Source organism: Schlesneria sp. (assembly GCF_036405755.1).
In the GTDB taxonomy this organism is placed as follows: Bacteria; Planctomycetota; Planctomycetia; order Planctomycetales; family Planctomycetaceae; genus Schlesneria; species Schlesneria sphaerica.
Map to the genome: position 1 here is coordinate 1 of NZ_DASWWZ010000703.1, position 6,555 is coordinate 6,555.

The following is a 6,555-nucleotide window of genomic DNA, read 5'->3' on the forward strand; positions in this document are numbered from 1 at the left end:
GCGGTTCCAACCTGTTGAGATACTACCAGACGGTCGTCGCACTGCGGCAGGCTGCTGCCCTCGAACCGGATGACGCGGGAACGCTGCAGATGCTGCTGCGTCAGTACCAGATGATGGATAAGCGAGATGTGCAGCTCAATCTCTTGAATAAGCTCAAGGTGTTAAGACCCTACTCGAAGTCGATGACCACCGAACAGCGACAGGAGCGGGAAGCGATTATCGACGCGATCGATCAGTTGAGTGAGCCGATGGCGCAGATCGAATCCGCTATCTCGAAGCGACTGGACGACGGTTCTGACCGGTTCCAGGTCGCCAGTGGTGCCTACCAGATGGGGTATTTGCTGAGTGCGATTAAAATCCTGGAAGAGGACGCGATCTATCTCGAACGGAATCCTCCAGCGAAACTGGCTCTTGCCAGTTGGTTGCTGGAAGTCGGGCAGGGAGTGGATGCCGAGGGCCTGCTCGAAAGTCTCGAGGGCTTTGCCACCGATACGTCGCTGACCGGGTGGCGTGATTCCGCGGCGATCACGGCACTCTGCCTCGCGAATCATGTCCGTACGATCAAACTGTGGACCGATCAGCGGAGCGCCGTGGCAACGCAGCCCGTCCCCCTGGCCTTGTACACGCTCCCGTTCCTTACGCTGAACCCGCTGTGGATGGGACCCGATTCCTATCCGTCGTCATCAATCAATGCGAACGCCGGACTGGTTCAGGGGCTCCGTTTCGAAGGGGCCAATCTGACTTACCAGATCGCCCTGGTGCAGATGGAAGCGGGCCTGGTTGAAGATGCTGGCAAGTCGATCCGTCAGGCATTGCAGACGAATCCTGCGACGCCACTGCGACCCATTCTGCGGTTTTATCTGGAATGTCTGACGGGGGAACAAGTGGAGCTCGAACCCCCTGCTGCAGACGTGGAAGAAGTCGATGATCTCGTGGAATCTCCCCCGACAGACTCGGCCGAGAGCAAAGAGAAGACGGAATCGCCCCAGAAATGAGGATTGACGAGACGCGTGCAGTGCAGCACATTTGGCAAGAACCGCTAAGATAGCCTTCCGAGCCGTCGTCGGAACGGCTGATTCACGAAAACGTAAACAGGCGATATGCAGCCGCATGCACTCTGCGACACTGGTTGTTGAAAGTTATTTATCGGGATGTCGCGTCGACACATTTCTGGTGAAGCATTTTCGCAGCTACACCGCGTGGCGAATGCACCGGATGGTCCGTGCCGGGCAGGTCACCGTGGAAGGGGTCGTGGCTGCCCCGGAACGTCGTGTCTTTACCAATGAAGTGGTTACGGTTCGGCTGCTCGAGCCCCCCGACAACCTGATGCCGGCCGAAGAGATTTCGTTCGGTGTCGTGTTTGAAGACCAGTGGCTGCTCATCGTTAACAAGCCTGCGGGCTTGATTGTCCATCCGACGGGGCAGAACCCTTCCGGCACGCTCACAAACGCAGTCCAGCATTATCTCGATCAGAATGCCCAGTTTCCCGGCCAGTTCAAGCCGGGGGTCGTACATCGGCTGGATCGGGATACCAGTGGTGTTGTCGCTCTGGCCAAAGATCATCTTTCGCATCGGCTGCTCTCCATGCAGTTTCAGCGAGAGCGAATTTCGAAATCGTATCTGGCACTCGTAGACGGAGTGCTAAAAGAGGATTCCGGGACGATCGATCTGCCGATTGGGCGTGCTCGCAGCGGTGCCAGCGCATTGATGTCCTGCCAGGCCGACGCCATTGATGCCAAGGCGTCAAAGACGAGCTTCGAGGTGATTGAGCGGTTTTCCCGACATACTCTGGTGAAGGCTAAGCCCCGCACGGGGCGGCTGCACCAGATTCGCGTCCACTTGTCGACCATCGGCCACCCCGTCGTCGGGGACGATTTCTACGGACCGTTCGGGGAACTGAAACCCGATCGTGTTCGACCTGTCGCCGGCGGGCCCGAACTTGCCCCCATGTCACCGTATATTCCCCGGCAGGCCCTCCACGCCGCCGAACTGTCGTTCGCACACCCCATGACGAGCGAATGGCACACCTTCACGGCCCCTCTTCCTCCGGACTTCGAGCAGGCTCTGGATCTCGTGCGTGCCATCTGATGGGCGGTTGCTGAGTTGAGGGAACGGATGATCCCGGCTTCTGCTCCGGCAGAAGATGCCTATTCAGAAATTGGCCGTTTTGCTATCTAGCGGCCGAAATCGCCGTTTCTTTCTGAGACGGTTCTTGCGAAGGACGCATGAAATGGCACGGAAGTCCGTATTTCTGATGATATTGATGACCTGGGTCACTGGCTGCACCAGCAGTGATCCCATGGGCCTGCGTTCGTCATATCGTGACCGCGTCGTCCCGCCGACCAATACACGTTCGATCTCCAATCCTCCGATTGCGGGTCAACCGCCGCAGCTTGCTCAAGCTGCCAGAGCGGGCCAGTTTGGCATTCTACCGGGTGCCGCGGTCTCTCAAATGGCTCATACGCGACCCGCAGCGGGGAATTATCCGCTGCTGGCCAGTGCTGGTGGCCAGTTCGACGGTCGGGCAATGCCTGTGATGAATGGCCGACCAGGCATGGGGTACGCGGGAGCTCCTTACCAGATGGCCTCGTCCGCTTCGGCCGCAGCCATCGCGGATGGTGTCGCACCGGCTCCCGCCCAGGACCTGAAGTACCGAGGTGGGCGAACCATCCGCGATCTCAAGTACATGAATATCTATGTCGGGGACTCCGAGGCATGGGATTCCAGTGACTGGCGAAGTATCGACAAAAAGCTGGCTGCAGCGATGGCGGATCGACGACTGAACAATGTGCTTGTGCAATACTTTGATAACAAGCCGATTTCATCACAGTTTGTGGGTTCGTTCTTTCTGACGGGATGGAAACCGCAGCGTGTGACGAAGGCTGAACTCGAAGCTCAGATTGAAAGCCTTTATCGCCAGAATTTGTTTGCCGGACGGGATCTTGCCAACACGGTGGTGAACTTCATGCTTCCCAAAGGATGTGTTCTGGCAGATCCCAATGGCGGATCGACCGAGGATTCCACAGAGGGGCTGGCGGGCTACCACGGTTCTGTCCGGCCTGACGACAACACGATCTATTACGCCGTCGGTGTCTACTCGGAACGCCTCTCTGGTGGTCGAACCAACGGAATTCCGGTCTTCGACGCCAGCTGGAAGAATGTTGTCGCGACGTTCTATCACCAGTTGCAGGAAGTACGAACCGATCCGGATGTCGATGATGCACTCGAAAGTCCAAATGGAAAGGGCTTCCTGGGATGGACCTCTGACAATGGAGACGAGATCGCCGACTATCCGATTTCGGAAGCGGTCGACCTGGCTGTCGCCTTTCGAGAAGTCCCCCTGGCGGATGGAAGTGGCACGGCACCGATTCAGTTGATGTATTCGAACGCCGTCCATGGACCTGAAGGCCCGATCGAATACCCCCACGGGACTCAGCCACCTCCGGCTAACAACACGCCTGACAATCCACCTCCGACGAACGGTCCCACGGTACCAGCGAATCTGCCGCCGCAGATCCAGAAGATGATCAGGGAATGGGATCAGATGGAAGACTACGTCAAGCAGGCCATCCTCAAACTCCTGTCGTGAGGAAGACCGGGCGACGGACATGAGATGTCCGATGACAGACGCGAGCAGCGTCGAAGAATTGCAGTTGAACGGCTTACATGGCTCCTCATTCGGAACGAGATTGATGAAATCAATTCGAGGCAAACAGGCATTGGTCACGGGTGGTGCGTCGGGCCTCGGTCGTGGAATCGCGCTCGCGCTGGCTCGTGAGGGTGCCGATGTCTACCTGTGGGATGTGAACGCAGAGGGGATGGCTGCCGTCGGCGACGAAATTCGCGCCCTGGGTGTGAGTTCTGCCTCACGAAAGGTCGATCTGACGAAACCGGCCGAGATAACGGCAGCCGTCACGGCACTTACAGAAGAGTGGGGCGGTGTCGATATTCTCGTGAACAACGCGGGCGTCGCTTTCTACGGTCCGACGCATACGATGACCGCCGAGCAGTGGGACTGGTTAATGGGAATTAATCTGCTCGCTCCGATTCAGATTACTCGCGAGTTACTGCCGTCTCTGCTGGAACGTCCGGAAGGACATATTCTGAATATTTGCAGTATCGCGGGCCTCGTGGCAGGAGGCCGCTTTGCCGGCTATCACACCAGCAAATTTGGTTTGATTGGATTCTCGGAATCGCTGCGAGCCGAGTACGGACGCCGCGGGCTGCACGTCACGTCGCTGTGTCCCGGCCCCGTCAAAACAGATCTGTACCGTAAGTGTGCCACCAGCAAGGAACGGAAGACAGTTCCCGAGCCACCCCAGTGGGTCTGCACTACCGTGGAAGCCGTTGCCCGGAAGGCGATCAGAGCCATCAGGTACAATCACCGCATGCCCCTCGTGGGGCTGCTGGCTCACTTTCTGTGGAATATGAAGTGGATTGCCCCCGGATTTCTCGACTTTCTCAATCATCTGAGCCGGAAAAAACGGACTGTCCCCAATACCATAGAATCTCAACCGACCGAAAATGCCTCGCTGAAACGGGCTGCATGATCCGGGCGGACACCAACGGTCATTTTCAGGCGTTGTGAGCAGCGGATCGCTAAACAGGATTTACGCTCTGGGTGTGGAGCCCGGGCGGGCTCGATCCATCGTGACGGGCGCCTGCGGAATGAGAGACACATTCTGACAATAAACAGGGCCTATTCTCGCGACGTCAGATCGAATCTTTCGAACTGATCTTCGTAGAAAATTGTCAACGTTTTGTTGTCAGATGACAGATCAAATGCTCTGACCGGGAAATGCCAGCTCAAAAGCTCAGTTCCGGTAGAGACATTCCAGAACCGCAGATTGTGACCGGCATCCAGAGCAAGTAGCGTCTTCCCGTCATTGGTGAAGAGAAGTTTTTCCACGGTTCCGACATGTCCGAAAATGGTCGACTGGACGGCGTGGGAATCAGCGTCGACCAGTTCAATTCGTCGGTCGCTGTAAGTGACGGCCAGCGTTTGCCCATCGCCCGAAGCGGCGATGCGTCCGGCGTCACGCCCCTGGATGGGAAGCTTCCTAAGAATTTCGCCTGTCCTGAGCTTGATTTGTAATAGGCTGGAATCCGTCACAGTCCACATGGTGTCGTTACCGTCGAACGTGAGGCGATGTGGTACCACATTGGACAACGAATAAGAGAAGAGGCGTTGACGGTTGTCACAGTTCCACGCCTGCACTCGCAACTCCGGAAAAGTATCGATTCCGACCAGCGTCACCTCGTCTGAGAGAAAGGACACGATGGGGGGATTGTTGCCTTGCGAGGTCTCCTTGGCGACCGGCAAGAGCGTCAGGTGGGGTTCGGTCTTTCCGACAAGGATTGTTTTCGACCGGGTGCTGACAGCCAACCTGTTCCCGGAAGCTGAGGCCACCGCAGCGCAGATCGGACCATGTTCACTGGATAACGTAATTTCTGTTACCGGCTGCAGATCAGCCAGCGAATGGAGCTGCAGTCGCTCGTCACAGAAAGAAGCCAACGCCGCCATCGACGGAAGGGTTACCATGTCCCAGGGTTTTTCTCCGACTGTCAGTCGGGCGGTGGGGTTTTTAACTCGCGGCCATTTGATGACACGACCGTCGAAACCTGCCGATATGACATGTCGACCGTCGGCTGTGAAGACCACGCTACGAGCGGGCCGAGGATGCGCGGCCCAATGAAAATATCCACGATGATTTTGATCGGCCGATGGCTTCTCAGCGTTTCGCCAATCCACAACGTGAATCGCGCCGGATCGCTCGGCAACAGCCAGAAATTTGCCATCGGGGCTGAAGCTCAGTTCGTTCAACTTCTCAACGAGAGTCCATTTTCGTATTTGGACAGAAGTTCGGCTATCCCAGATTTCCAGCTCCCCACGAACTCCGCCGACCGCGATATGCTTACTGTCCGGGTGAATCGCAATTGAATTTGGTTGAAAGCCCAACGGAATCAGGCGGGTGGGAACGTTCTGCCCCACTTCCGTCATCAAATTGACGCGGATCATTTCATCGGTGCCATAATCACAAAGAACTGCTAGAAAGCTTTGGTCCCCGGTGCACGCGATGTCCAGAATCAGTTCGCATGGCATCGACCAGAGATGAGACCTGTGACCCGTATCCAAGTCCCACACAGAAATGTGGTTTCGATTCCCGGACGTGAGTAAACTCCCTCGGAAAAAGCAGGCCGCTGCATTCTTGGTAGGGAATTCCGGGGGGGGACACCGCAGGACTGTTTCGCCGGATTTCGTGTCGAGGACTACGACTTCTGCTTGATAGCTGACGATGGCCAGAAGAGATCCATTCTCGTTGAATGCCATCCGTCTAATATCTTCCAGTCTTGAACTCCAGCAATCCAGCGGACGGTTTTCCACCAGACTATATTTCCAGATAAGCCCTCCATCTGTGCCAGTCACAAGGTAAGTGTTGTCAGGAGAAATTCGGACGGAAGAGACATCGTGGCCAAGCTGTAGAAGCTCTTCGCCGAAATTGCTCCGTTGACCACGGAGAAGATGCCATTCGATTCCTCGTCGATCAGTGGTCC

Annotated in this window: 5 protein-coding genes; 4 read left to right on the forward strand and 1 reads right to left on the reverse strand. The window is 56.6% G+C overall.

Going from position 1 to position 6,555, the window contains the following annotated elements; translation table 11 throughout:
* From VGE80_RS23235 to VGE80_RS23250, 4 genes are all read left to right on the forward strand, one after another.
* Nucleotides 1-995 (forward strand): hypothetical protein (locus VGE80_RS23235; RefSeq protein WP_440594313.1); only part of this gene is annotated, 995 nt, incomplete at its 5' end.
* A gap of 115 nt (nt 996-1,110) precedes the next feature.
* The gene (locus tag VGE80_RS23240) at nt 1,111-2,088 is read left to right on the forward strand and encodes an RluA family pseudouridine synthase (protein ID WP_373649558.1); all 978 of its coding nucleotides are present in this window, start codon (nt 1,111-1,113) and stop codon (nt 2,086-2,088) included.
* A gap of 142 nt (nt 2,089-2,230) precedes the next feature.
* Entirely contained in the window at nt 2,231-3,589 is a 1,359-nt protein-coding gene (locus VGE80_RS23245; RefSeq protein ID WP_440594314.1) for a hypothetical protein, read from the forward strand.
* Nucleotides 3,590-3,692: 103 nt separating this feature from the next.
* Nucleotides 3,693-4,550, forward strand: coding sequence for an SDR family NAD(P)-dependent oxidoreductase (locus VGE80_RS23250; protein ID WP_440594315.1), 858 nt, complete (start codon nt 3,693-3,695; stop codon nt 4,548-4,550).
* 149 nt (nt 4,551-4,699) lie between these two features.
* On the opposite strand, the gene VGE80_RS23255 is transcribed toward VGE80_RS23250, so the two are convergent.
* On the reverse strand, nt 4,700-6,555 hold a 1,856-nt coding region (locus tag VGE80_RS23255), incomplete at its 5' end, for a WD40 repeat domain-containing protein (RefSeq protein WP_440594316.1).

Bases quoted from the DNA above. Each gene is read 5' to 3' on its own strand.
- VGE80_RS23240 (WP_373649558.1), top strand. From the start codon at position 1,111: ATGCACTCTGCGACACTGGTTGTTGAAAGTTATTTATCGGGATGTCGC.
- VGE80_RS23245 (WP_440594314.1), top strand. From the start codon at position 2,231: ATGGCACGGAAGTCCGTATTTCTGATGATATTGATGACCTGGGTCACT.
- VGE80_RS23250 (WP_440594315.1), top strand. From the start codon at position 3,693: ATGAAATCAATTCGAGGCAAACAGGCATTGGTCACGGGTGGTGCGTCG.